The 26,328-nt window shown below is 54.6% G+C and carries 19 protein-coding genes; 11 read left to right on the plus strand and 8 right to left on the minus strand.

The window, feature by feature from the left end:
* Positions 1 to 214: 214 nt before the first annotated feature.
* Positions 215 to 850 (plus strand): RNA polymerase sigma factor, encoded by a 636-nt coding sequence (locus tag SH573x_RS13025; RefSeq protein ID WP_479355667.1) that lies wholly within the window; start codon positions 215 to 217, stop codon positions 848 to 850.
* A 315-nt stretch (positions 851 to 1,165) separates the two neighbouring features.
* Here the strand turns inward: SH573x_RS13025 and SH573x_RS13030 are convergent, their stop codons facing one another.
* From SH573x_RS13030 to SH573x_RS13040, 3 genes are all read right to left on the minus strand, one after another.
* Positions 1,166 to 2,047 carry an NHL repeat-containing protein gene (locus tag SH573x_RS13030; protein ID WP_479355668.1) on the minus strand — a complete coding sequence of 294 codons (882 nt, stop codon included), beginning with the start codon at positions 2,045 to 2,047 and terminating at the stop codon, positions 1,166 to 1,168.
* Positions 2,048 to 2,142: 95 nt separating this feature from the next.
* The gene (gene gap / locus SH573x_RS13035) at positions 2,143 to 3,171 is read right to left on the minus strand and encodes a type I glyceraldehyde-3-phosphate dehydrogenase (protein ID WP_479355670.1); all 1,029 of its coding nucleotides are present in this window, start codon (positions 3,169 to 3,171) and stop codon (positions 2,143 to 2,145) included.
* 396 nt (positions 3,172 to 3,567) lie between these two features.
* Complete coding sequence (locus tag SH573x_RS13040; RefSeq protein WP_479355672.1) at positions 3,568 to 4,941, minus strand: L-serine ammonia-lyase; 1,374 nt, start codon at positions 4,939 to 4,941, stop codon at positions 3,568 to 3,570.
* A 753-nt stretch (positions 4,942 to 5,694) separates the two neighbouring features.
* On the opposite strand from SH573x_RS13040, the gene SH573x_RS13045 reads away from it, so the two are divergent.
* Together SH573x_RS13045 and SH573x_RS13050 are read left to right on the plus strand one after the other, a co-directional pair.
* Positions 5,695 to 6,267, plus strand: a complete 573-nt coding sequence (locus SH573x_RS13045; protein ID WP_479355673.1) for a response regulator — start codon at positions 5,695 to 5,697, stop codon at positions 6,265 to 6,267.
* 308 nt (positions 6,268 to 6,575) lie between these two features.
* Positions 6,576 to 6,779 (plus strand): hypothetical protein, encoded by a 204-nt coding sequence (locus SH573x_RS13050; RefSeq protein WP_479355674.1) that lies wholly within the window; start codon positions 6,576 to 6,578, stop codon positions 6,777 to 6,779.
* Here SH573x_RS13050 and SH573x_RS13055 read toward each other — a convergent pair.
* Together SH573x_RS13055 and SH573x_RS13060 are read right to left on the minus strand one after the other, a co-directional pair.
* Complete coding sequence (locus tag SH573x_RS13055) at positions 6,746 to 8,176, minus strand: DUF1501 domain-containing protein (protein WP_479355675.1); 1,431 nt, start codon at positions 8,174 to 8,176, stop codon at positions 6,746 to 6,748. The two genes, SH573x_RS13050 and SH573x_RS13055, sit on opposite strands and share 34 nt — an antisense overlap.
* 13 nt (positions 8,177 to 8,189) lie before the next feature.
* The gene (locus tag SH573x_RS13060; protein WP_479355676.1) at positions 8,190 to 10,397 is read right to left on the minus strand and encodes a DUF1549 and DUF1553 domain-containing protein; all 2,208 of its coding nucleotides are present in this window, start codon (positions 10,395 to 10,397) and stop codon (positions 8,190 to 8,192) included.
* A gap of 281 nt (positions 10,398 to 10,678) precedes the next feature.
* Here SH573x_RS13060 and SH573x_RS13065 point away from each other — a divergent pair, with 281 nt between their 5' ends.
* Positions 10,679 to 12,169 carry a hypothetical protein gene (locus SH573x_RS13065; protein ID WP_479355677.1) on the plus strand — a complete coding sequence of 497 codons (1,491 nt, stop codon included), beginning with the start codon at positions 10,679 to 10,681 and terminating at the stop codon, positions 12,167 to 12,169.
* A gap of 478 nt (positions 12,170 to 12,647) precedes the next feature.
* Complete coding sequence (gene rbp, locus SH573x_RS13070; RefSeq protein WP_479355679.1) at positions 12,648 to 13,040, plus strand: RNA-binding regulator; 393 nt, start codon at positions 12,648 to 12,650, stop codon at positions 13,038 to 13,040.
* A gap of 320 nt (positions 13,041 to 13,360) precedes the next feature.
* Here rbp and SH573x_RS13075 read toward each other — a convergent pair whose 3' ends face one another.
* Positions 13,361 to 14,848 (minus strand): RecQ family ATP-dependent DNA helicase, encoded by a 1,488-nt coding sequence (locus tag SH573x_RS13075; RefSeq protein WP_479355681.1) that lies wholly within the window; start codon positions 14,846 to 14,848, stop codon positions 13,361 to 13,363.
* A 345-nt stretch (positions 14,849 to 15,193) separates the two neighbouring features.
* On the opposite strand from SH573x_RS13075, the gene SH573x_RS13080 reads away from it, so the two are divergent.
* Both SH573x_RS13080 and SH573x_RS13085 read left to right on the plus strand, forming a co-directional pair.
* Positions 15,194 to 15,709: a hypothetical protein gene (locus SH573x_RS13080; RefSeq protein ID WP_479355683.1), complete on the plus strand. Its 516-nt coding sequence runs from the start codon at positions 15,194 to 15,196 to the stop codon at positions 15,707 to 15,709.
* Between the two features lie 198 nt (positions 15,710 to 15,907).
* Positions 15,908 to 16,324 (plus strand): hypothetical protein, encoded by a 417-nt coding sequence (locus tag SH573x_RS13085; protein WP_479355684.1) that lies wholly within the window; start codon positions 15,908 to 15,910, stop codon positions 16,322 to 16,324.
* A 66-nt stretch (positions 16,325 to 16,390) separates the two neighbouring features.
* Here the strand turns inward: SH573x_RS13085 and SH573x_RS13090 are convergent, their stop codons facing one another.
* Both SH573x_RS13090 and SH573x_RS13095 read right to left on the minus strand, forming a co-directional pair.
* Positions 16,391 to 19,510 (minus strand): efflux RND transporter permease subunit, encoded by a 3,120-nt coding sequence (locus SH573x_RS13090; RefSeq protein WP_479355686.1) that lies wholly within the window; start codon positions 19,508 to 19,510, stop codon positions 16,391 to 16,393.
* Complete coding sequence (locus SH573x_RS13095; protein ID WP_479355688.1) at positions 19,507 to 20,751, minus strand: efflux RND transporter periplasmic adaptor subunit; 1,245 nt, start codon at positions 20,749 to 20,751, stop codon at positions 19,507 to 19,509. The genes SH573x_RS13090 and SH573x_RS13095 overlap by 4 nt, the downstream gene beginning before the upstream one ends.
* A 204-nt stretch (positions 20,752 to 20,955) precedes the next feature.
* Here SH573x_RS13095 and SH573x_RS13100 point away from each other — a divergent pair, with 204 nt between their 5' ends.
* From SH573x_RS13100 to SH573x_RS13115, 4 genes are all read left to right on the plus strand, one after another.
* Positions 20,956 to 22,329, plus strand: coding sequence for a tetratricopeptide repeat protein (locus tag SH573x_RS13100; RefSeq protein ID WP_479355690.1), 1,374 nt, complete (start codon positions 20,956 to 20,958; stop codon positions 22,327 to 22,329).
* Positions 22,330 to 22,521: 192 nt separating this feature from the next.
* Complete coding sequence (locus SH573x_RS13105; protein WP_479355691.1) at positions 22,522 to 24,219, plus strand: CRTAC1 family protein; 1,698 nt, start codon at positions 22,522 to 22,524, stop codon at positions 24,217 to 24,219.
* Between the two features lie 202 nt (positions 24,220 to 24,421).
* Positions 24,422 to 25,567, plus strand: coding sequence for a DUF1559 family PulG-like putative transporter (locus SH573x_RS13110; protein WP_479355693.1), 1,146 nt, complete (start codon positions 24,422 to 24,424; stop codon positions 25,565 to 25,567).
* Positions 25,568 to 25,843: 276 nt separating this feature from the next.
* The gene (locus SH573x_RS13115; RefSeq protein WP_479355695.1) at positions 25,844 to 26,251 is read left to right on the plus strand and encodes a carboxypeptidase-like regulatory domain-containing protein; all 408 of its coding nucleotides are present in this window, start codon (positions 25,844 to 25,846) and stop codon (positions 26,249 to 26,251) included.
* The last annotated feature ends 77 nt before the right edge of the window (positions 26,252 to 26,328 follow it).

A 26,328-nucleotide genomic window follows, 5' to 3' on the forward strand; every position in this document is an offset into this window, starting at 1 on the left:
CCCGAATCTCGCAAAGCCTCGATTCGACCTCCCCAAGGCGAAGCCTTGGGGAGGTGACCGTCACCTCTCCCGCGCAGCGGGAGGGGGCAAAGCACTACGCAAGACTCAAGTATTACTCGGTGAGGCGTCCAAAGTCTGGCGACTTCGGCTACAGTGATATGCTGCCACCCACAGCCTCTTCACACCTTTGTCCACAACATTTAGAGACGTATCTATGTCGATAACGGTTGAACCAACTTCGGTGCCGACTTCGATCAGCTTGTTAGGTCGCGCTAGTTCGGGCGATGGAGTGGCGTGGCAGAAGATTGTGCAACTGTATGGTCCCCTGGTCTATGCTTGGGCGCGGCGAACTGGGTTGCAACCGCATGACGCGGCCGATGCAACTCAAGAGACTTTTGCGGCGCTGGCGACGCGTTTGCCAACTTTCGACAGTAGTCGACCAGGGGCGACCTTTCGCGGATGGCTGTGGACAATCGCTCGCAATAAAGCTGCCGATCTGGCTCGTCGCGCAGAGCGACAACCAACTGCCCGCGGTGGTAGTACACATCTCGAGAACATGCAGGCTGTCAGTGCCAGCACGGAAAACAATGTTGGTGATAGTCAAGCATCGAACATGGAGGTGGCCAATGACGTTGATCGGCAGCAAGTTGTTCGACGCGCTCTGGCACTGATGCGTACCAGTTTTGAACCTTCGACCTGGCATGCCTTTTGGCGGACAGTGGTCGATGGCTTGACGCCTGATGAAGTTGCGACCGAATTGTCGATGTCGCGCTGGGCCGTTTATAAGGCCCGCTCGCGCGTGCTGCATTGCCTGCGTACGGAACTCGAAGGTTTGGAAAGTTTGGATTAGCTGCGCCGGACAGTCACCTCCCCAAGGCTTCGACTTGGGGAGGTCGAATCGAGGCTTAGCGAGATTCGGGAGGGGTCTTGGCAGTGGAGGTGGTTAGTACCGCAGGAGTCTTACCTAGCGTCCGGCCCCCTCCCGCAGACGAAGGCTGAACGCCTCGTCTGCGACCTCCCCCGCTGCGCGGGAGAGGTGACAGTCACCTCTCCAAGGCTTCGCCTTGGGGAGGTCGAATCGAGGCTTTGCGAGATTCGGGAGGGGTCTGGGCACGTAGCCGATCTCGCAAGAGATTGGGAATAGATTGGTGACGCGTCCAAAGTCTTACTTGACGGTAAACCAAGGTTCGACTTTACCATCTTTGAAGCGAAATACGGTGGCAGCTCGCGGGTCGATGATGATGACTTCGTCGTTGACCAGTGCCAGGCCGACGGGGTTGTCTAGCGGAGCACCCGAGACAGCCACTTCCGGTGCGCCACCGGGTGCGATCTTCCACAGAGCCTTCTTATAACCGTCGGATACAAAGGCTTCGCCTTTGGAATTCACCACGACTTGATGAGGAAACTCAAACGTGCGTTTGTCGACGATGGCTTTACTGGTACCGTCATCTGCGACGATTTGAAGTTGTTGCGGGTCTTGAGATACAACCCATACATTGTCATCTTTGTCGACAAACACGCCGCGCGGATTGACTTTGGCGATGCTCTTGACCTCTTTGCCATCGGGCGAGACGCGCAGCAGTGCGTGGGTTTCCATGTCTGCGACCATGATCGATCCGTCGGCCCTGACAGCCATATCCTGCGGTATGCCGATGGCACCGCCGGTTAACGCTACTGGTTGATTGTTATCATCCAAGCGATAGATTTCGCGAGTGCTGGTGTCGGACACGAGGATCTTGCCATCTTTATCCACCGCTACTGCTCGCGGGGCATTTAGCGGTTGACGATACTTTTTGGGGCCAGTCACCAGCGGTTTGAGCTCTTCACCGCTACGCTTCCATAGGCCGGGCAAGTTTCGATCGACGATGATCAGGTCACCTGAGGCCAGTCCCACGGCATCCAGCGGATAAACCGCAGGTGGCGCAGCGGCAACAGGCGGGGTTGATTGCGTAGCAGCAGCGGCTGGTGGTGGCGGTTCTTGGCCTAGTGCCCAAGATGAGAAACAAGCCGTGCATACCAGAAGAGACAGCGATCGCCAGAAGCTCATTGAAGTCGTCCGCCAAGAAGTACGATACCATCCCCCGCCGGCTGAGAGAGCAGCGCGGCGGACTAGAGATAGTTTAGCAGAACTCAGAATAGAAATTACAAAAACTTGGCCAAGCGAGCACATAAGTCGGCCGTGCGGCAGCTGTAACCCCATTCGTTGTCATACCAGCTGATGACCTTGGCCAGCTTGCCCTTGTCACCCAAAACTTGAGTGAAATCGGCAGCAAAAATCGAGCTGTGCGGGTCGTCGATAATGTCGGAGCTAACGATTGGGTCTTCGGTGTAAGACAAAATGCCTTTCAGTGGGCCTTCGGCAGCAGCCTTCATGGCGGCATTGATTTCGTCAGCCGTGGTGTCCTTCTTGAGGTTGGCGGTCAAGTCGACCACGCTGCCGGTGGCGACCGGTACACGCATCGAGATACCGGTCAATTTGCCCTTCAGCTCGGGAATCACCAAACCGACGGCCGTCGCAGCGCCCGTCGAAGTCGGGATGATGTTCATGGCTGCAGCGCGGGCTCGATAGGGATCGGCGTGAGGCAAGTCCTGCACGTTTTGATCGTTGGTGTAGGCATGCACAGTGGTCATCAAACCACTTTCGATGCCGAAGGTATCGTTGAGCACCTTAGCCACAGGTGCCAGGCAGTTGGTCGTACAGCTCGCGTTCGAAATGCACTTCAAATCAGCATTCAGTTTTTCATCGTTGACGCCGAGCACGCAAGTTAGATCGGCACCATCTTTCGCAGGAGCGCTCAAGACAACCTTCTTGGCGCCGGCGGTCAAGTGCGTGTCGTAACCAGCTTTGCCATTGGCTGCACGAGCGGTGAAGATGCCGGTGCTCTCGATGCAGATATCAACCTTGAGGTCGCCCCAAGGCAATTTGCTGGGATCACGTTCCGAGAGAGCCAGAATTTCTTTGCCATTGACGATCAGGTGCGTATCGGTGGACTTGACCGTACCGTTGAAACGGCCGTGAACGGTGTCGTATTTGAGCAACGTGGCCAGCATTTCGTTTTTGGTCAAGTCGTTGATGGCGACGATCTCGAACTCATTCTGGCGTTCCATAAGGATACGGAAAGTGAGACGACCGATACGACCAAATCCATTGATAGCGATGCGAACTGGCACGACGCGTACTCCTCCAAAAGGCATTGTCAAAATAGTTCAGTGTTTGGGTGGGAATTATAATGCCAGCGGTCAAATGGCGGAAGGAGCCATGTGGCATAGGCTTCTAGCCTGTGTGGTATAGGCTTCCAGCCTGTGTGGTATAGGCTTCCAGCCTGTGTTTGTGTGGCATAGGCTTCTAGCCTGTGTGGTTTTTGGCTTCTACCACTGTGTTTGCTTCTCATTCTAGTGGCAGCCGGTATTCCAATAATGCGGCTATTGGGGCGTTAACACGGGATGAATCACCGGGCTGGATGGCTGCGGGAGGTTGTTGAAATTACACAGGCTGGAAGCCTATGCCACACACACAGGCTGGAAGCCTATGCCACACACACAGGCTGGAAGCCTATGCCACAGGGCTCAGCACTCTACGAAATTCACGGCCAGGCCGCCGAGGCTGGTTTCTTTGTATTTGCTTTGCATGTCGACGCCGGTTTGACGCATGGTCTCGATGACCTGGTCTAGCGGGACGCGATGCGTGCCGTCACCGTAGAGGACGGCTAGTCGCGCGGCATTGATGGCTTTGACGGCGCCCATGGTGTTGCGTTCGATGCAGGGGATCTGCACCAAGCCGGCGATGGGGTCGCAGGTCAAACCGAGATTATGTTCCATGCCGATCTCGGCTGCATTCTCGACTTGGTGGGGCGAGCCGCCCATGACGGCGGCCAGGCCGGCGGCGGCCATGGAGCAAGCCACGCCGACTTCGCCCTGGCATCCCATCTCAGCCGCCGAGAGCGAGGCGTTGCGTTTGTACAGCATCCCAATCGCACCGGCCGTCTTGAGGAACAACTGGCGGCCCTGGCGCGTCGAGCCGGGCATGAAGCGATCGTAGTAGGCCAAGACTGCGGGAATCACTCCGGCCGCGCCGTTGGTGGGAGCGGTGACCACGCGGCCGCCGGCGGCGTTCTCTTCGTTGACTGCCAAGGCGAACATGGTGACCCAGTCCATCTGAATCAACGGGTCATTCAATTCAGGACCGCCTTGGGTCAGTCGTTCATAGAGTGCGGGCGCACGGCGTTTGATCTTTAATCCACCTGGCAGAATTCCCGAAGTATGACAACCGCGTTCAATGCAGTCGTGCATGGCTTGCCAGATCTTGTCCAGCTTTTGCGAAATCTGATCTTCGCTGTAGCGCGCTAGTTCGTTGCTATGCACGACATCTGCCATCGACAGTTGGTAGTGATCACAGATGGCCAGCAACTCTTGACCACTAGTGAACGGATGCGGTTCAGCGTCCGCCTGGTTATCGCTTGTTTCTACCGTGTCATCATCACTGATCACAAAACCACCACCAACCGAATAGTAATCGCGCTGCAGCAGAATAGTTTGGTTACTGTCCATTGCGCAAGCGCGAATGCCGTTGGGATGTCGAGGCAAGACTTTATCGCGATGAAAAATCAAATCCGACTCAAGTTGGAAGGGAACATTGTGTTCACCAGCGAGTCTCAAATGATGGGTATCGCAGATCGTATGAAAGCGCGGTTCGATGATCGCGGGATCGATCGACTCGGGATGATTGCCTTCTAGACCAAGGATGACGGCGCGATCGGTGGCGTGTCCTAAGCCGGTTAACGCGAGTGATCCGAACAGCTCGACTTGAACGCGCGCGACCTGCGGCAACAATTGCAGTGAGTCTAGCTGTTGTGCGAACCGGCTAGTCGCTAGCATCGGACCAACCGTATGAGAGCTGCTGGGACCGACGCCGATTTTGAATAACTCGAAGAGGCTGATCATAAGTTGTTTTGGTCGAATTGTTAAGTTGGCGAGTTTACAACGTACCCGTTGATCGGTTATGGCGAATGAAGCTGAGCAAACGAGCAATCTCACTAAAGTAGATACCCGGCTCGAATCGAAAACAATTTGCGGACAGTTTGTTCTGCTCAGTCCCAACGCATCGATTGTGGTGGGGCGAATGTGGAGCGGCTGGTTCGATTAGGGGGGAATTTGAAAACGCAGCTTACACCATGGGTGTGAGGCCTGCGCGCTGAGCTGAGCATGCTCGCGCACCGATTCTGGCTGAAAGGTCAGACTGAGGTGTGGGTGGCCTGCATCGCACAGCGACCGCTCAAATTCTCTCTGTAGTTGCATTCTATGCAACAGTCGAGGCAGCTAGCAAAGCATTTGCCAAGCGCGTCAGCGTGCGCTGGAGGAGCTGTACGGGGGTGTGGCAAGTCCTAGCGACAACCACCCATCCCTTGCCTGGGGCAAGAGCTAGCAAATGTCCAACCGTGGAGTCGACGGTACGAATCCATTTTTACCGCACGGACCACACAGGAAAGCCCTGACCCAAGTGCTCGCAAATGCCGGCCGTTTCCCGCAAAGGTACGACCAGCAGGTCAGTCAGCCATCAGTTGCTTGTACAAACATTCAACTGGGTTGACAAGCCGAATTTGCGACAGGGGCCAACAGTGCTGGGTTGGATGGATCAATGATTGACGCCGTCCAGCGTAGCTAGAAAATTTTGAAAGGAAAACGGAGATCCTTAATATGAAGGTGTTCACCACAGGCCAGGTCGCAAAGATCTGCAAGGTGGCCCCTCGGACCGTCAGCAAGTGGTTCGACTCCGGCCGGCTAAAAGGGTATCGCATTCCGGGATCGCAAGATCGCCGCATACCACGCGAATACCTCATCAAGTTTCTCAAGGAGCATGGTATGCCCCTGGGAGATCTTGAAGATGAAGCCATGGCCAAAGTCTTGATCGTAGCTCAAGATCAAGTCTTGATCGAAAATCTCAAGCGCGAATTGCCGCTCGAGAAATCGTTCAAAGTCGGTACTGCTGCTAGTGGCTTTGAGGCAGGCATCCAAGCAGAAAGTTTCCACCCAGATTGCATGATCGTAGATTTCTCGATCGGCAAAGTGGAAGCATTGCAGATCTGCCAAAACCTGCGCAAGAATAACGACTTTACCGATATCATCCTGATCGCCTTGCTGCCTGATGACGGCCAGACGTTCAGCTTTGATCGTTCAAGCATAAATGAAACGTTCAAGAAGCCATTCGACGCTCGTCTGCTGGCCGAACGACTGCGTACGCTGATCGGCGGCAAAAAAGAACTCGTGTAATACAAGCTTCAGCACCGAATTATCCATTCCACGATTGCCAGGTGCTTACACGAACCACTTTTGACACTTAGCCCGCTGATCTCCGGACCCACGATTAATAGGCTCGCTTTCTCCAACTGAAGAAAGCGAGCCTTTTTTCGTTTGTAGCCGAAGTCGCCAGACTTTGGATGCCTATCGCCACACTCGCTCTGTACAGAAACTCATCCCTGCATGTGCACTCCTTCGTTTGCCTAGCCTGCCGGCTACGGGTTAAACGATTTGGGCGAGGACGAACCATTCAATCTCTTTCTGCCGACACGACCCGAATCGTGCAGAAGTATGGAAAAATGTTCCATCCGTCCGCAGCAGAACACGTCAAGCGTTTCGAAGTTCTCGTAGCGGAACGCGTCAAGCGTTTCGAAATGCACGAAAGCCTTGACGGCTTCCGCTACGGTGAAATGCGCGAAAGCCTTGACGGCTTCCGCTACGACGGCTTCCGTTACGTGAAGAGTTGTTTGACGATGTTGCCGTGAACGTCGGTCAAGCGGAAGTCGCGGCCGGCGTGTCGAAACGTCAATTGCTCGTGATCGATACCCAAGGCGTACAGCAGCGTGGCATGCAGGTCATGCATGTGTACTGCGTTATGCACGGGCGCGTATCCGTAGTCATCGGTAGAGCCGTAAGTGAATCCACCTTTGGTACCACCGCCAGCCAGCCACATCGTAAAGCCTTGTGGATGATGATTGCGTCCGTCTGCGCCTTCAGCCATTGGCGTGCGTCCAAACTCGGAGCCCCATACGACCAAGGTGTCATCCAGCAGGCCGCGCCGCGCTAGGTCCGTCAGCAAGCCGCAGATGGGGCGATCGACTTTGGCTGTTTCGCCGATCAAACCTTCCTTGACCTTCTGATGATGATCCCACGTGTAATCGGTGGAGACTTGAATGTAGCGCACACCAGCTTCGGCAAACTTGCGAGCTAACAAGCACTGTCGTCCGAAGTTATCCGTAGGCTCTTTGCCGATGCCGTATAGATCGTGAGTTTCGGCGGATTCGCGTTCCAGATCCATCAGCTCGGGAATCGTGGCTTGCATACGGAAGGCCAATTCATAGTTAGCAATCAGGCCTTCGATGCCCTGGTCCGCTTCGGCGCGCCCGAGATGATCTTGATTGAGCGATTGGATCAGGTCCAACTGCTGTCGCTGGGTCTGGCGATCGATGCGGGCGTTGCCCAGGTTTGCGATGCGGGCTTTGGTGATAGGGGTTTCTGCCGATCCAATCGCGGTTCCTTGATGGATAGCCGGCAAAAACGCACTACCGTAGTTTTGAACTCCACCGTGACCACGTGGTGGCGAGATCGTCACAAAGGCGGGCAGGTTTTCGTTTTCGCTGCCTAGGCCATAACTGAGCCACGATCCAATACTGGGCCGCACAAGGTTGGCTTGCCCGGTATGCAATCGCAATAACGCTTCGCCGTGGGCTGCGCCTTCGGTGTGCATGGAGTTAATCACGCACAGTCGATCAGCCTGCCTGGCGACTTGCGGAAACAGTTCGCTGATCCACACGCCACCATCGCCATGTTGTTTGAACTTGAAGGGCGAAGCCATCGCGGTGCCCAGCTTGCCTTTGCGTTTCTGGCTGTTTACTGATTCGCCCGAAATCGGCTGGCCGTGTTCTTTGGCCAACAGTGGCTTAGGGTCGAATAGATCCACGTGACTCGGACCACCCCACATGAACAAAAATATGATGCGCCGCGCTCGTTGAGGAAAGTGCAACTGCTGCAGCTGGCCATGACTCTGGCCTGCCTCAGGCGTTACGGCGCGGGCCGCGGGGTTCGCTAAAATGCCTGTAAGAGCCACACTGCCGAAACCAGCGGCAGAGTTGCGAAGCATCGAGCGCCGTGTCGAGCGGGCGTTGAAGTTATGGCAAGCCATGCTGTACCGCTCCTTAATCTACGTATTGAAATTGACTGGATGCCAACAATGCATGACAAGCCAGGCTCCAAGCTCGGCGCTCGGCTTGTTCAACTTGTTGACTCTGCAGTTGAACCAAGGATTGTGAAATGTAGGTGTGCATGGCCAGTTGCACGTTCTCGGCCGGGCCGTGGCCCGTGACGCGCAGGAACATTTCACGTATACGCTCGCTCATGTGAGCTCCCGGTTGCTCGGAACTGGGAATATCGACCAACAGGCGATCGGCCAATTGTTCGGCAGCTTTCATGACCATATCGTCGTTGAGCACGAACAATGCCTGGCCTGGGGTGGTTGTCTTAGGCCGAGCACCAGTGGCGGCATGAGGATTGGCGAAATCCATCGCTTCGAACAACTCAGGGAGATCGTTGCGAATAACCGGTAAGTAATAACTGCGGCAGGGAAAATCGGTGCGCCGACGCACTGGATTGCTGCCGACCGCAGTAGCCTGGTCACCCAAGTACCACACCGACGAGTCCATCGGTGTGACGTCGAGTTGACCGGCGGCCATCAGCATGGCATCACGAAACGACTCGGGATCCAAACGTCGACGGTTGGCTCGCCACAGATAACGATTTTCAGGATCGACATCGCTACCGTTGTCGGTGATCTGACTGCTTAGGGCGAAAGTATGCGAGAGCGCGATCTCGCGAACGAGCGCTTTCATTGACCAACCAGAATCAATCAAACGCCTTGCAAGATAGTCGAGCAGTTCAGGATGGGATGGTTGTTCACCGGTGATGCCAAAGTTATCGACGGTTCGTACCAGGCCGCGGCCAAACATGTGGTGCCACAATCGATTTGCCAACACGCGAGCTGCCAGCTGGCCACTGCGTTGGTTACTATCGACCAGCCATTTGCTCAGGCCCACCCGACCACTTTCGGATTCCGATATCGACGTGGGCGGACCATCGCACAGGACGGTCAAGAATCCACGCGGCACTTTGTCTGCTTTCTCGTCGAATTTGCCCGCGATGCGAATGTGCTCGTCAGCCGGTTTGTCGACATCGGCCGGAATCATGGCTCGCGGTGGAATCGGTGGTGGGCTGGCCAGTTGCTGCGTCAGCTCTTTCACAAAGTTAGCTTGGGCCTCGATGCGATCAGACGCCTGCAAACGCACATCCAGAGCCGCCGGTGCCAGCGCGTCGCGATACTTTTCTAACTCTTCGTCGGTCAGCAATTCATCGCGCGCGGGGCGCAGCAGCGCCAAGGCTTCGGCCGCTTTCTTGATTTTCTCTCGCGTGGCCGGAAGTTCACGATAGAACTTCTCGTACGCTTCGTCCAGTTTATCTCCGTCCTCGCCCAGTCCGACCAGGCGTTCCATTACTCGCTGTTCGCCCAGCATGAAGCGTTGCTCCATGACTTTCGTCGAAGCGAAGATACCAGCGATCGCATAGTAGTCGGCGGTAGGCACCGGATCGAATTTGTGGTCGTGACAACGCGCACAGCCTAGCGTTTGACCCAGCACAACTTTGCCGACGGTATCCAGCAGCTCGTCGGCGACTTCCATTTTTTGATTTTCTGGATTGTTTCCTAGTAGTACCTTGGGACCAATCACGATAAAGCCAGCCGCAATGCGTTGCCGATCGCGCTGAGCGATAGAGTCATAGGGCAGCAAGTCACCAGCAATTTGTTCCAGCAAGAATCGATCGTAAGTCATATCCGCGTTGAGTGCATCGCGAACCCAATTGCGATATCGCCAGGCTTCGCGGAAGAGGAAATTCTCATCCAATCCATTTGAGTCGGCGTAACGGGCTAGATCTAACCAGTGTCGACCGAATCGTTCGCCGAAGCGTGGTGAGCTGAGCAAGCGATCGACAACACGCTGAACTGCATCAGCCGAAGTATCCTGCAGAAAGGCAGCCACCTCCGCTTGCGTTGGCGGCAGTCCGATCAACTGAATCGAAAGCCGTCGGATCAGCTGCTCGCGCGTCGCATCTGCCACAGGTTCTAAGCCCTGCGATAACATGGCCGCCAGGACAAAGCGGTCGAGAGGGCTCCGCGACCACTGATCATTATCAGGCGTAGGCACGGAGACTTGGGCCAAAGGCTGATGAGCCCAATGGTTGCTGCCGGTTGAATTGGCAGAGGTTCCATCGTCGGCCGCCAGAGCCGCGCTGCACAGCACGCCGAGCGGGAGCATAATGGCGAGAGTCTGCATAGCTTGCACGAATCGAGATTCCATAATCGCAGGCATCGGCAGGTGAGAGGTAGGCAGGAAAGTTGGGCGGGACTCCATTATCCTAGCATAAAGGGGCGTCAGAAGCACTAGCTATCCGTAGCGGAAGCCGTCAAGGCTTTCGGTATTTGGACTACCGCTCCGTAGCGGAAGCCGTCAAGGCTTTCGGTATTTGGGCTTGAGATGAAATGACGGAATTCGAAACGCTTGACGCGTTCCGCTACAAGATTCGAAACGCTTGACGCGTTCCGCTACGAAACAAAATCATGACTTGGAAAGAACACCGAATGTTGAAACTACTCTTGGCACTATGGCTGGCCTGTCTCTTGGTTCTCCCTTGCCGGGCGGAGCTATTGGCAGGCATTGCCAAGCGGGATGTGACAGATCGTTCGGGGCCGGTCAATGATCCGCTGTACGTCAAGGTATTGGCGCTCAAAAGCGGTTCGGCGCAGTTGGTAATCGTCACCGTCGACGCAGTGGCAATTGGCGAGATAGGTCCAATTCCCAGTGATTATTTGCCGAAGGTTCGGGCGCATTTGGAAAAGAAGTGGCAAGTGCCGGCTGAGAGTTTGATTGTCAATGCCAGTCACTGCCATGGCCGCGTTGTGGGAGAGCTCGACAAGCCGACGGGGGAGGCGATTGATGAAGCCCTGCGAAATTTAGTGCCGGTGAAAATTGGCTTCGCTTTTGGACATGAAGATTCGATCATGGAGAACCGCCGTTTGAAGTTAAAGAGTGGTCGCACGGCGGATGTGCGGCATGCTTACGCTTTGCCGCCTGATGACGAGGTTATTGAGACCGGGCCAATTGATCCCAAGATCGGCGTCTTGAAGCTCGAGAAGCTAGATGGTCAAACGTTGGCGGTGCTGTACAACTTTGCGTGCCATCCGATCCAAGGAGTGCCCAGCGGTGCTAACACGGCGGATATAATAGGCTATGCATCCAAAGTGATTGAAGAGAACAGCAGTCCAGGCACGCTGGCCCTGTTCATGCAAGGCTGCGGCGGTGATATCAATCCGATCTTTTATAAGGACGTCGATCATCCGCGTAGCGCGGAACCTCTAGGAAACAAGTTGGGCCTCAGTACGCTGCGAGCCATGCGCTCGATCACTTGTCAATCCACCGAGCAGTTGAAGACGTTGAGCGTCAAGTTGGAATTGCCGCGGGCCGATCGTACGCAGCGCATCGCTGAACTGGAATCACAGCAGCGGCAATTGCTGAGCGCCTTGCAGGGCACAAGTTTGAATATCAAGACGTTTTTGGCATTGGCGGTTAAATATCGCTTGAGCGAAGAGTTTCCGAGTTACTACTCGCATCGTTATCTGCACGATGATCAGCTGGGCAAAGACGATCTGCGTCGACTCGATGCCGAGAACCGGCGCAATCTGCACCAATACCTGGTGAACATCGAAACCATGGAGGAGCTGACTCGAGTGCAAACCAATTTGGCTTTGCTGAAGAAGCATCAAGCAGAGATGGTGGCCGCGGGTAAACGGACGGTGACCGTCGATGTAACGGCGCTGCGGCTGGGTGAATTGGCCATGGTGACCTTTCCCGGCGAGTTAACAGTCCAGATCGGATTGAACATTCAGCAAGCTTCGCCGCATGCCAGTACCTGTGTAGCTGGTTATACCAACGGCTACATTTATTACGCGCCGACCAGTGAGCAGTTATTGAATCCGGGCAGTGCTCAAGAGGATTGTGATTCCATTTTGGCACCAGAGTGGCAAGCGATTTTTGAGGCCAAAGCGGGAGAGTTGTTACAAGCGTTGAAATAGCCAATCGCCGAGTAGGAGTGGGAGTAAATCGTTTAACCCGTAGCCGCCAGGCGAGGTGAACCCGCTAGCCGACGTCGATTTGCTCTCACGCTCCTGCTCGAACCGGGGAGCATGGCAATAAAAATTCTCCATAATTCTGGAAATTTCTCTATTTGACTCGGGGTGGGCGACCTGCTATATTCCCCACAACGTGAAGCCCTTGTAGACCGATCAGGCTATGTTTGATCGGATCATTAGAATGCGATTTCAGCGGTCTCTCCGGTTGGTTGTGCAACTCGTCTCTTGAGTAAATCCACCACGTGAGTCTCTTGCTTGCTACCGCGATTGATGACCTGCCCTACCAGTGCTGCAGCGCACAGACATGAGAAAATTCGCTGCAAGCTCCTTGGCTTGTCAGCGGTAGAAACGTTGGGTAGGGCGATTCGGTCCCGGTGTCTTATCCAGCTGCAAATGCAAGAACGGGACACTTTGGAGTTTGATGATGGGTAAGAAACTGTATTGCGGCAACCTCAGCTACAAATTGCGTTCAGATCAGCTTGAACAGCTGTTCTCCAATTATGGCACAGTCGTCAGCGCGCAAGTAATTGAGGACCGTGAGACCGGACGTAGTAAGGGCTTCGGGTTCGTCGAAATGTCGACCGAACAAGAAGCTGCTGACGCAATCGAAGGTCTCAACGGCCGCGATCAGGACGGGCGCACGCTACAAGTCAACGAAGCTCGACCACGCGAAGACCGTGGTGGTGGCGGCGGTGGCGGTGGCGGTGGCTATCGTGGTGACCGTGGTGGTGGCGGCGGTGGCGGTGGCGGCGGCGGCGGCTATCGTGGCGGCGGCGATCGCGGTGACCGTGGCGGCGGACGTCGCGACTGGTAATCCAGCGCACTAGACTTCCGGATATTAGCCGAAGCGCGACCCGCCTCGGAAAACGTACTGCCGACGCCAACGCGTCGGCAGTGTTGTTTTATAGAAGACTGAAGTGATTTCGTGGCCGATCTCGCCAGAGATTGGATGAGTCTGACGTGATGCAGTCCAAAGTCTGGCGACTTCGGCTACAGAAGTACGAATACGTACGACTACCAATCTGACGTTGTATCTAGTCCACTGGCAGATAGATGGTAAACGTGCTGCCTTCACCAACAGTGCTCGATACGCCAATTGATAGCAATTCATTCGGTGAGCTTTTGTTCACTTGTTCAGCCGATCCCAAAGTATTCGCGCAAATAATGGCGTCGATCTTCAGCCTGCACATACTCAACCAGTGCATACAGTCGACGTTGGTCTCTTAGTAGTTTCGCTTGGCGAGCTTCTGGTTCAGCCAGGATGGCAGGAAGTGGCTGAGCAATATCGAGCTGACCGAGATCGTATTCGTCTTCGATCAAACCGTAGCGTTGGAACATGGACAGTACAGTATCAAGCCGACGGTCGTGGCGTTGTCGATCGCAAAGTTGGTTGTGCAACCACTCAATACCGAAGGCGCGTACAGCGTCGGCTTGATGGGTCATGATGTTATAGGCGCGAGTGTAAAAATCGGCGTCTGGGTTAGACCACTTCATGAACTCCATCTGCGTTAGCAGGTCTTGTTGGTCGTATAGAAGTAGGCACTGAGAAGGCAGACCATCGCGTCCTGCTCGACCTATCTCTTGATAGTAGGCTTCCAGACTTCCCGGGCAATCAGCGTGCACGACAAAGCGAATGTCCTCTTTGTCGATGCCCATGCCAAAGGCGTTTGTGGCCAGAACTAGTTCAGTTTCACCAGACATGAAACGGTCTTGAATGCGTCGGCGTTGTTGGCGATCGAGGTCTCCGTGATAACAGACATGCTCAATACCTATTTGCTCCAGTTGCTCGCTATACTCTGCCAGTGTTTTGATGAGCGTAAAGTAGACGATACCGCTGGGTGTGCGGTTGGATTGGCGTTGCCAGTAGTGCAGCGTTTCTTGGATGGCCTCCAATTTTTCATCGCGGCCCCAAACAGTGCGTACATCCAGGGCGAGATTTGGTCGTTCGATTCCCAGATGAAACAATTGGCACTGGGCCAGGGATGGACCAAAGCCCGGCAAGCCGAGTTGCTGTACTATGTCGCGCTGAACATCCGGAGTCGCGGTGGCTGTTAAGCACAACGTAGTGGGCTGGCCAAGACCGGCGCGCAACGCACCGACCAGCGAGTAGTCGGGGCGAAAGTCGTGGCCCCACTGGCTAATACAATGCGCCTCGTCAATGGCCAGCAATTTGATGTCGCGCGTCTCAAGCACTTCGAGAAACTCGGCTTTCCTGAATCGCTCAGGTGTTACGTACAGCAAACAGTACTGCCCATTGCGGATCGCTGCGTACCGCGCCGTGCGCTGGTTTCTATCCAACGACGAATTGATGTAGGTGGCAGCAATACCGCGCCGGACCAGTCGATCGACCTGATCCTTCATCAGCGAGATCAAAGGAGACAGCACGACGGTCAACGGAGACGGACGCTGGTCGGACCGGCTAGTCGTTGGGTCAGCCGATTCGGCCAGCAACATGGCGGGAATTTGGAAACACAGCGACTTGCCACCACCGGTTGGTAAGATAACCAGCGAATGACCTCCACGCATGGTTCGTTCAATAACCTCAGCTTGTGGGTAGCGAAACTCGTCGAACTGGAAATGGTTGCGAAGAATGGAAGTGGCGGGGGTTAAATCTGTGGTCATGTTCGACAGGCGAGTCAATTGATCTGAAGAATGAATGGTTAAATGGTTCTGATTATTAAACGCAGAGACGGAGAGGATCGCAGAGAAGACACCTATTCTCGGCGGCCTCTGCGACCTCTGCGTTTCACATTTCAGCACCCGGCAAGTCGCTTGGCTGTAACGCTAGTCCATCGGTCGGAGGAAAATTTGGCTACAGGCAGCTTTGGCAGTGAAGCTGGATAATAAGGGAAAAATAACAGGTTGCAGGTAGGCGCGAAAGTCATATGGTTTATCATGAGTCCGCCCCTCCGGTACTCGGGGAGAAGAGTACCGTTTTTGACACGGCTTGAATTGGAGTACAAGGCCATGGAACGTCGAACTTTCTTTCGTGCTGCGCTTCTGGCCAGCGCAGTGGTAGGTGTGGAAACGATGCAGGCCCAGCCCGCGTCGGCCTTCTTTTGGTTCCTCGAACTTCACCCTCCTGGCTTGAGTCTGGTAGAGCCAGTTGGTGAGACCGCAATCACGCTCAATGTAACGGCCGGCTCGCGTGGTGCTCCGGGTGGATTTACTATCCAGTGGATGAAGAAATCCGATTATGAAGCCAACTGCAATCGTTGGTATTCTTCGCGCGACCCGCGGATTTTCAAAGCCGTCTATGCCCCCGACAGTTGTCGCTCTCCGTATTCGCTCGGTTGCCGCGAGACGATTCAGGTGACCATTGGCGATTTCCCAGCGGATGTGTGCACCAATGGCGGGCCACTGATGGCGCAGACCGAGTATATCTTCCGGACTTTCGCCCACGGTTACTCGTGCTTTAGCAAAAGCAAATTCTCTGACGATCTGTGCGTCGCAACCAAGAATATTGGTTTGCCACCCACGTAATTCACAGCTAAGAACGCATCAATCTCTTGGGATCTCATGTCTTTCGGCCACGCTCGAGCCAAAGATTTGAGATCCGTTTTCTAAACAGTAGAAAATGCTTGCATTCTAGTAGCGTACTCCTCTAAACTGCGTGCCATTCCAATTGTGGATATTTTTGTCCACTTTGTTCTGCACCAAGTTTTTACAGGAGACTCACAAGTGAAGAAGTTGACAATTGTTTTACTAGTGGCCGTTGCCGGTCTGGGCTTGGCATTTCAAGCCAACGCGCAAATCAAGAAGGGCAAGTCTCGCCTGGTGACGACCAAACAATTGATGGCGGGTATTGTGCAGCCGCATTGTGCCGCTCTGGGCAATGCTGCCAAGACCGCTCCAGCTGATGACAAAGCTTGGGAAGCAGTCGCCACGAATGCTGCTCTCTTAAATGAGATCAGTTACAACTTGATGGACGATGGACGCTGTCCCGATGCTGCCTGGGCCGACGCAGTTAAGACGCTGCAAACCAGCAGCGAAGCCGTGTTGGCCAAGATCGAAGCCAAAGATGCCGCGGGTTTGGCAGCGGAAATGAAAACGCTAACTGGTTCTTGCGGCGCATGTCACAAGGCACACAAGAAGTGAGCGTGAAAGTTGGAAACTAGAATCTGAAACTCGAAGTCTGAAACTCGAAGTCTGGAACTTGAGCTCTCAAGTTTCAGATTTCTTCCAGGTCAACTTCTCGCTCATCCACTGAAACACGACAAAAAAGACGGGTGTGAAGAACACGGCCAAGATTGTCGAACTGAGCATTCCTCCGCAGACGGCTGTCCCCAACGCTCGGCGACTGGCCGCGGCTGCTCCGGTCGCAAACACCAGCGGTAGCACGCCCAAGATGAACGCAAATGACGTCATCAGAATTGGGCGGAAACGCAACTTGGCTGCCTGCACCGCAGCTTCGCGAATCGACTTACCTTCTTGCCGCTGCTCGCGGGCGAATTCGACTATCAGAATGGCGTTCTTGCTGGCCAGGGCGATGATCAGCACCACGCCAATTTGCACGTAGGTGTTATTGTCGATGCCGAACCAGGCGATGAACGCCACCACACCTAAGATACCCAGCGGTACGACCAAAATCACTGCCAGCGGCAAGAGCCAACTTTCGTACAAGAACGATAGCACCAGGTAGACCATCAACGTGGCAAAGGTAAATACGATTAGGGCTTCGTTGGAGGTTTGTTTCTCCTGCAGCGATAGACCGCTCCAATCGTATCCGATGCGGCTGTCACCAACGTGCGCTGCGAACAATTGCTCCATGAGTGTTAGCGCTTCGCCTGAGCTAACGCCAGGAATGGAGGAACCAGTGATGGTGGCTGTCGGAAATAAATTGAAGCGACGAATGATCTGCGGACCAAACGACTCGCGCATATCGACCAGGGTACCCAACGAGACCATCTTGCCTTCCATGTTACGGACCTTAAGCCGTCGAATATCGCCGGGCTGGTCGCGGTAGGCTTCGTCGGCTTGCAGATAGACGCGATAGGTGCGGCCAAACTTGTTGAAGTCATTCACATAGGCTGACCCCAAGCTGGCCTGCATCGTCAAGAAGACATCGCCGATCGGCACATTCATGCTCAGTGCCTTGACGCGATCGATATCGGCAAATTGTTGCGGCACACCCGCACGAAAGGAGGTGTTCAAGCGCGTCAGCTCAGGGCGTTGGGCGGCTGCGTCCATGACTTCATTGACAGCAGCTTGCAAACCTTGCAGTCCAGCCCCACCTCGATCCTCGATCTGAATTTCAAAACCACCGCTTGTCCCGAGCCCTTGAATGGCCGGCGGTGGAAATGCCAAGACCATGGCATCTTGCACGGACGCTAGTCTCTGACTGAGCGCGCCCAGAATCGCGTTTTGATTGGTCTCCGGACTCTTGCGCTCATCCCAGTCCTCCAAGGCGATAAACATCGTGGCTGCGTTGGACGATTGGCTGCCCTCCAAGATCGAGAGACCGCCGAGTGTAAACCAAGTCTCAACCCCAGGAATTTCGGGCAAGATCTGGTTGATCTGCTCGACCACCTCCCGAGTGCGATCCAGCGAGGCGGCATCGGGCAATTGCACAACAGCGATCAAATACCCTTGATCTTCAGTAGGTAGAAAACCAGTTGGTTGCCGCACGTACCAGATGGCTGTGAGTCCCACAATAACGAAGTAGGCAATCATCACCATCGGTGCCAATCGGATGAGCCAACCGGTAGTCCAGGTGTATGAACGTTCCAGCCAACCAAAGCCTGTATTGAACCACCGCGACAGAAACAACTTCTTCTCTTTGGGGGCTCTCAACCAACTGGCACACTGCGCGGGCTTGAGCGTCAGTGCGTTGACTGCACTCAGCAGGGCTGTGGCCGCAATGGTTAACGCAAACTGGCTGTACAGTCTGCCTGTAACGCCGGCCAAGAAGATGGTTGGCAAGAACACAGCCATCAGCACAGCCGTGATGCCTATAATTGGACCCGTGACCTGCGACATGGCCTTGATCGTTGCATCGCGGGGACTCATCCCATTTTCGATGTGATGCGCGGCGGCTTCGACGATCACGATGGCATCATCCACCACAATCCCGATAGCCAGCACCAGGCCGAAGAGCGTCAGGATGTTAATGGAAAAACCCAGCAGAGGCATAACGGCAAAAGCACCGATGATGGTCACGGGGACTGTAGTTGCCGGCACCAGTACAGCTCGCCAGTCCTGCAAGAACACGAGGATCACCACCAGCACCAGCAAGCCGGCTTCTAGCAGCGTCTTGTAAACTTCATCGATGGCAGACCCCACGAACTTGGTGGTATCGAAGGGGATGTCGTAGCGCATGCCTTGCGGGAATGACCTACTCAAATTATCAGCCGCGGCGCGCACGCGCTGGGCGACGTCCAGTGCGTTGGCATCGGGCAGTTGATAGATCAGAATGCTGGCCGACTCCAGGCCACCACGCTGGGTAAATTGATCGTAGCTCTGCGCGCCTAGCTCCACTCTCGCGACATCACTCAGGTAAGTTACGTCGCCAGCTGGATCGCTTTTGACGATGATCTGTTCAAACTCTTCTGGTTCAGACAAGCGACCAACTGAGCTGACCGCATATTGAAAAGCGGTTTTGTGCGACATGGGTTGTTGCGAGATTTGACCGGCGGCCACTTGCACGTTTTGAGCGCGTAGAGCCGCGATCAATTCGGTGGTCGTAATACCGCGTGCGTCCAGCTTGGTTGGATCCACCCAGATCCGCATCGCATAAGCGCCGCTACCCGAGACGGTCACTTCCCCCACGCCTTCTACCCGACTAAGTTCATCACGTAACTGCAAGTTGGCGTAATTGGACAGAAACAGACTGTCGAAGGTATTGTCGGGGCTAGTCAAGGACACCACCAGCAGAATACTCGTCGACTGTTTCTTGACCGTAATGCCTTGCTGACGCACTTCCGATGGCAGTTGAGGTTCAGCCAGGGCCACGCGATTCTCAACCAGCACTTGCGCCTTATCGAGATCGGTGCCGACATTAAAAGTGATCGTCAGCGAATAAGCACCGTTGGCTGAAGAGGAGCTAGCCATGTACAGCATGTCCTCGACGCCGTTGACCTGCTGTTCAATCGGCGCGGCAATTGTATCGGCCACCACTTGCGCATTGGCGCCTGGATAGACAGTGGTCACTTGGATCGTGGGTGGCGTGATATTCGGATAACGTTCAACGGGCAATGAGAAGATGGCCACCACGCCGAGGATCATGGTGATGATGGCAATCACATTAGCCGCGATAGGTCGGTCGATGAAGAATCGCGAAATCATTTGCTAGTGGCGTCTCCACCAGGCTGGGCACGAGCGGGGGTGGAATCGGTCGGCGACTCCGACAGCGTGGGCGGCGTTGCAGACTGCGTGGCGGCTGATTTATCCCCGTCGATGGGGTCAACGATGCTGCTCGGTCGCGCTTTCTGCAGGCCAGCGATGATCACGCGATCGTCGGCATTTATCCCGGAACGAATGACCACATTATCGCCATGCGTTGATCCGACTTCGACGACGTGCACGTTAACCTTGTTTTCTTGGTCAACCACCAGCACATAGCGGCCTTGTTGATTCATGGCCAGTGCTGATTGTGGGACCAACAGCGCCTCGTAGGGTCGTGTGAAGGGAATTTGAACGCGTGCGAACAAGCCGGGCAGCAAGGAATCATCGGGATTGTCGAAACGTCCGCGAATCGAAATATTTCCGGTGCCCGAATCAGTCACATTGTCTACAAAGTCGATGTAACCTTTGTGCGGATATCCCTTTTCGTTGGCTAGACCTAGTGCGATCTCGATGCGTGTATTGCGGGCACTATCGACTTGTTCTTCGCGGACGCGCGCTCGGTAGTCGAGGGCTGAACTTTCATCGACATCGAAGTAGGCGAAGATGGGATCCATCGAGACCACACTGGTAAGGACGGTCGTATCGGCTACTACCAAATTACCAAGGGTCACCAGAGCACGGCCGGTGCGGCCGGCGATCGGGGAACGGATCTCGGTGTACTCGAGGTCCAATTTGGCGCGGGCCACTGCGGCTTCGAGCGATTTCAACTGCCCCTGACCGCTGGTGAAGCTAGAAATCGCCAAGTCCAGTTCGGCTTGACTGATGGCGCTTGAGGAAATCAATTCCCGGGCTCGAGATAGATCTAACTCTAAACGTTTCAGCTGAGCTTGTTGAGCTGCCAAGTTCGCTTCGGCTTGGCGGATTGTTGCCTGAGCTGGGCGTGGATCAATGCGAAACAACAGATCACCTACTTGGACCTCCGCTCCTTCTTTGAATTCAATGGTTTCGAGATAACCACCGATTCGCGCTCGAATTTCTACTGACTCGATAGCGGCCGTGCGTCCAGTGTATTCGCGGAAGTCTACTACCGACTGAACTATCGGCCGCTTGAAAGTGACTGTAGGCGGCGGTAATTTCGGCGGCTCTTGCTTCGTTGATTGAAAGCACCCTGGTAGAATTGCGATCAGAACGATAGCGATCGCTGGTCGGTTGGCGGCCACGCTGTTTAAATTTCGGCCCACTGCAATGCCTCGCACGATGTACTAGTGTTGATCGATGAACGATCATTGCAAGTGTTGCGCCGATTACGTGTGCCAAGCGGTGAGGAGAATCCAGCCGCAGCGTCCACCGTCTGGCGACGGTGGTTGTCGGCCTGCTGAACCGCAGTGGACTGAGCTAACGACTACGCTTACATGAAAGCGACGGATTAGGCCGCCGCACTCATAATGTCACGCAAACATCGCAAGAACAAAAATCAACAACCAGCTAATCGACGGCCGGACCGTCGCTGGCTGCTGCTCGTCTTAGCCGCTTTGGCCATCGTCTTCGCTATTGCTCTCTATGCCAACCGTTCGATTCCCGCGTACAACGACGAGTCGAAGGCTGAACCACTTGGATCAGCGGGCGTCGAGTCGCTCGCGAGTTTGACCGCTGAGCAACTCGTCGCGCGACTTGAGCTGCCGACTGCAGATGATTCCGACAACAAGGTACCATTGATCGACATTGAGCAATGGACGACCAGCGTCGATGGGGCGTTGGCTACTTTGATGCGCGAGTTTCCTGGTGATGCCCAAGCTGAACATCTTTTCGGCGTCGCCCAAATGCGACTGAAGCGCACGAAGTTGGCTGAGCCTAGTCTGCAGCGTGCGATTGAGCTGGCGCCGCACGATCGGCAGATGCGTCTCGACTTCGCCGAGCTGTTCATGCAACTTGGTCGCAACGCAGAGGCACTGCAAACGCTTGAGGCCGCGCGGTCAGATGGGTCACCTCCGAACGCGTGGTATGAGCTATTGGGGGAATGTCATCAGCGATTGGGTAACTTGGAAGCGGCTCACGCCGAGCTCAGGCAAGTCGTGGCTGGCGCGCCTCAACAAAGTGCGGCTTGGATTAAGCTAGGCAAAGTCCAATTGCAACTGGCTCTAGCCAGTGAATGCGAACAGAGTGCTCGCCGCGCGACGGAATTAGATGCCAATCAACCCGAAGCATGGCAGCTCTTGGGACGCTCACTAGCCATCCAAAAGAAAAAAGCAGAGGCCAACAATGCCCTGCAGCGTTGGCATGAGCTGGTTTCACAAGCCGAACAGGCTAAGCCAGAAGAATCGTTCGAAGTTCGACATTCAAACGATATGAGCAAGGTGTTGTCCAGCATCTATCGGTCTATCGCCATGCTGTACCAGGCCAAAGGCAAAGTGCCTTCAGCAGAAACCATGCTGTCGCGCGCCGTCCAAGTGAACCCAAAGGATGCTATTGCACTGGCGGCCTGGGCCGCGCTGGCGCGGCGACAGGGCGACTGGGATCGAGCCGTGCAGTTCAATCGACAGTTGATTGCACTCGAGCCTTCGGAGGCGGCTCACTATCAGAACCTGGCCAATGTATCTATGCAGCTCAATCGTCCCCAGGACGCGGAAGCCGTCTTGCGCTTGGCATGCCAGCGGATGCCTGACGATGGCAATCTCCATCTGTTGCTGGGACGCTTTCTGTTGCTGCTGCAGAAACCCACGGAAGCTGCACCCATTGCACGGCGCGCTAATGAACTACTCAACAACCAACTCTCGGCTGATCTTGTGCAAGAAGTTTCGCAGGCGGCCCCGCAGCACTAACTGACTCCTACTCCTACTCCTACTCCTACTCCTACTCGAAATAGTAAGCGAGTTCGCCCATCGAGTACGAGTAGGAGTACGAGTACGAAAGGCGTACGAGTAGCACTGTAAACATAGTTGCGGCGTCATTTGTCTACCGACTATACTCCAGGCGATCTATTCCGGTGGCTGTCCAAAGAAGTGCGCAGCGCAATGCAAGAGCGATTGATTAAGACTACAAGACAGATAATTGGCTGTGCGCTCTATTTAATTGGTTCGGCTGCACTTGCGCAGGACCGACCCACATCCGCGATTCGTCTGACGGACATCACTGCTCAGAGTGGCATAAAGTTCGTGCATACCGATGGCGGCAGCGGCCAGCGTTACATCGTTGAGTCGGTCGTCGGAGGTTTGGCGACCTTCGACTACGACGGCGACGGTTGGCAAGACATCTTCTTCGTGAATGGTAAGCCGCTGGGGAAAGAGGTTGGCACCCTCGATGCCAGTCAAGTCGAAGACTATCGACCAAGGTTGTATCGCAATAACGGTGACTTCACGTTCACTGACGTGACTCAGGCCGCAGGAGTTGGCCAGCTGTCTTATGGGATGGGAGCGGTCGTGGCTGACTACGACGAGGATGGAGATCCTGATTTATACGTCAGCAACTTTGGGCAAAACTTTCTCTATCGCAATAACGGCGACGGAACATTTACCGAGGCAACCCGTGCTGCCAGGTTGATGTTACCTGATAGAGTCGGAGCCGGCTGCGCGTTTCTGGATATCGAGAATGATGGTGATCTCGATTTGTACGTGGGCAGCTATGTGCAATTCGCCCTCAGCGATCACAAGATGCGGTATATCGGTCAGCATGCCTTTCATCCCGGGCCGGTTGACTATCCGCCCAGCACCGACGCACTATTTCGCAATGAAGGCGATGGGACGTTCACAGACGTTAGTCAATCGTCCGGAATTGCAGCTCAGTCCAGCTACAGCATGGGTGTGATCGCTGTGGATATCGATGACGACTCCGATTGCGACATCATGGTCGCCAATGACCAACGACCAAACTCACTTTGGATCAATGATGGGCAGGGGCACTTCGGAGATGAGGCTGTGGTTAGCGGAGTGGCCTTTGATCGCTTAGGTAAAGCCAACGGTAACATGGGCATTGACATCGGCGATGTGAATGGAGACGGACTGTTTGATCTGTTCACCACGACCTATCAAGATGAGATGCCAGTGCTATACATGAACTTTGGAGGCGGCCAGTTCATGGATCACACTGCGGTTGCACGGGTTGATAGCCGACTGCACCCGCACGTCAGTTGGGGATGTGGACTGGTCGATTTCGATAACGATGGTGATATCGATATTTATGCTGCGTGTGGGCATTTCATGGACAACATTCAGCACATCGATGATCGAACCGGCGTCAAGGTGCGTGACTTTGTTCTGGAGAATCGCGGTGGTAAGTTTGTCGACATTTCTAATGAGGCTGGTAGCGGTCTGCAGATTCTTGCCAGCAGTCGCGGAGTAGCGCTGGAGGATTTTGATAACGATGGCGACGTGGATGTAGTTGTGCTCAACGCCAACTCGCCACCCAGTGTTTTGCGCAACGATTCAGTGTCACCTCACCACGGAATGAGTTTGCAGTTAGTCGGGACGCGAGCCAACCGTTCCGCTGTGGGCAGCCATTGTCGGTTGGTCAATGACCGGGCTATTCAAGTTCAACGGGTGCTTGCGGGTCGCGGATACCAAAGTCATTACGGCAGCAACTTGCATATAGCTGGCGTGGATACAGCTAATTTGCAGTTGGACGTCCAGTGGCCCTCGGGGCTGCGTGAATACTTCTTAGTGACTTCCGCAGCACAGTCCGCATTGATAATCGAAGGGCACGGCACACCTCGTTAGGCAAGTTGTCCTCACTAAAAGGGTGGGGGATAAAGAAAAAGTTGGAATCAATGCGGCTGGCTTTAGGTTTGATTGCTCCCCTTTCATGCCATTTCTCGGGGAAGTTACTGCGCACTCAGATTGACGAACTGACATCTTAGTGCTTAGAATTCTGGGATCTCAATTTTCCCTTAGTTTTCCTACAACTTTGATGAGGTGAGTTATGAGGCAACCGGACGCTTGTCTCCGAGTCCGTCGCCGAGCTGCGTTTACGGTGGTCGAGCTACTGGTGGTGATTGCAATTATTGGCATCCTGGTCGGGCTGTTGTTGCCAGCTGTTCAAGCGGCTCGTGAAGCAGCCCGTCGGATGAGCTGCAGCAACAATTTGAAACAGCAGGCATTGGCGCTACACAACTACGAATCGGCATTCAAACGATTCCCTGCGCACTGCATGGGAGCCGGCAACATGAACACGGGTATAGCTGCCGGTCTGATCGGTGGTCAACGTGGTGTGTATTCCGGATGGCATGCTCTGTTGCCATACTTGGAACAGCAGCCGTTGTATCAACAGATTGAAACGGCGCAGATTACTCCTTGGGCCGACAATCCAACTGGCAACTTCTTGTTGATTGCCACCAAGCTGCCTTTCCTGCAATGTCCTAGCGATGCTGGTGAGTCGGATCCATCGCGTCCACAGCGCACCAACACTCTGAGCAGCTATGCTTTTTGTGTGGGTGACAACTACGCTTCGACTCAAGTGACACCTGGCGAACGCACTAATGCTGCGTTGGCTATTCAAAAACAACCGATCAACAATCGCGGGATCTTCGGTCGCTACAATTATCCTTCGATGGCCTCGATCACCGATGGTACCAGCAACACACTGGCATTGGGCGAACGTCAACGACCAGTAGACCTGACCAATCGAGGGATGGTAACTGCGGTGGCTGGAACGATCACCACATTGCAACCAATCGTGTGCAAAGCAACCTTGGCAGCTGGAAAGTATATTGATCCGGCGGCCATTCCCACCGGTGACAATGCTGTGGGTTATCGCGGTTTCGGCGGTAACGCTTACTTCGCAGCTTTCACTACGATTCTGCCTCCCAACTCGGCCTCATGTTTGATCGCTGAGGGTAGCATCTCGTATCACCACACCAATGGTATCTGGACTCCAGGCAGTGAACACACCGGTGGTGCCCAGTTTGCTTTGGCCGACGGTAGCGTTCGCTTCATTAGCGATAGTGTTGACGCGGGCAATCCGTCGATCGTCGCACCGCTGATCAATGCTGGCGGAATGAGTCCCTACGGAGTTTGGGGTGCAATGGGCACCAAGGGCGCCGGCGAACCTAACGCGATTACCGACTAGATCGTCGGTGGCATCGCCGCCTTGCGATTCGAGTATGCATGTCAGGTAAGTTTGAATAGACAATAGAAAAGCACGCGGGCCGCCTACGCGGTTTCGTGTGCTTTTCTCACTGTAACTCCAATTTCACGCGATTGTGGCTATTCGGTTGGATCGTATGGGACGAAAACCTTGAAGGTATCCGCTACGCAGAGGATACGAAATGCTTGACGGTGTCCGTTACGGGTAAGCGGACGTCAATCAATCACCAATACGTTTACACGGATCATTGAGACATTTATGAAATATCTGCTAATGTGTCTGGCTGTTTTGGCCACTGGATGCACTCCTGAGTCGGGCCCGAAGACGGTCAATGCTTCTGGCGTGGTCACGCTTGATGGCAATCCAGTCGACAAAGCCCAAGTCGTTTTCATTGACAACAACGCTACCAATCCAGCCTCGGCTACCACCGATTCTCAAGGCCGCTTCAGTCTGGCCCATAACGGCGAGAAGAAAGGGGCGGTACCTGGCGAATACAAAGTGCAAGTTAGCAAGACATTGCTCAAGGGCAACGAGGGCGGCGGCGCAGAAGTCACCATCAGCTATGGCTTGCCCAAGAAGTATTCGTCGGTGGTCACTTCGGGTCTGACCTGCAGTGTGCCGGATTCGGGCAAAGACGATATCAAGATCGAGCTGACTTCGAAGTAGCCATGTAGAATTCGGAATTGGGGCAGGAGTGGCACTTTTGCACGCGGTGCCTTTGGTTAACTTGAACAACCCCGCTG

This window comes from Rania fehmarnensis, assembly GCF_056494185.1.